Genomic DNA, 578 nt, shown 5'->3' on the forward strand with positions numbered 1-578 from the left:
CCCTTAGCCGGGCGTTATGCTCTAGTCACAATCAAACTATTTTGGAATTTATCACAATGAAAAAATTAACAATTCTAGCTCTTTCATCACTGGCTTTCTTCTCATCTAACACTTTTGCTAGAGATGATGTGGGTAATTATTCGATTACAAAGGCAATGAGCTCTGAAGTGGCTAAATCTAAATTAGGCACTGAAGTTTCATTTTACTTTGGCGAGCAGAGTTACGGCAAAGTTCTCAAAGAATTAGGTGAATTTAAAACCAGTAAAAAAACGAACGCTTTCAATAAAACAGATGAAGAAGCGTGCAATTGGGTTTTTCTTTCCGCCATGATTGCTCTTAAAGACAGAGCGATAAAAGAGGGTGGAAATGCAGTAGTTAATATCAAATCAAATTACAAAAATGACCTCACTTCAAGCAACGATACTTTTCAATGTGGTGCTGGAGCCGTAATGGCTGGAGTTGCATTGAGTGGTGAAGTTGTGAAGCTCAAAAAATAAGCATAACAAACGGTTAAAGAGGGATTGCCAACGCTCGTCGACTTTAGTTCAAAATTGAAATTCAGTGTTTACGGCGTGTTT

Annotated in this window: 1 protein-coding gene; it reads left to right on the plus strand. The window is 37.7% G+C overall.

What is annotated here, in order from left to right:
• Nucleotides 1-56 precede the first annotated feature (56 nt).
• The gene (locus tag DD616_RS04005; protein WP_041769299.1) at nucleotides 57-497 is read left to right on the plus strand and encodes a hypothetical protein; all 441 of its coding nucleotides are present in this window, start codon (nucleotides 57-59) and stop codon (nucleotides 495-497) included.
• The last annotated feature ends 81 nt before the right edge of the window (nucleotides 498-578 follow it).

The sequence above is a fragment of the Vibrio anguillarum genome (assembly GCF_003390515.1).
GTDB classification, from domain to species: domain Bacteria; phylum Pseudomonadota; class Gammaproteobacteria; order Enterobacterales; family Vibrionaceae; genus Vibrio; species Vibrio anguillarum.

Coding starts and splice junctions, on each gene's coding strand:
- DD616_RS04005 (WP_041769299.1), top strand. CDS start 57: ATGAAAAAATTAACAATTCTAGCTCTTTCATCACTGGCTTTCTTCTCA.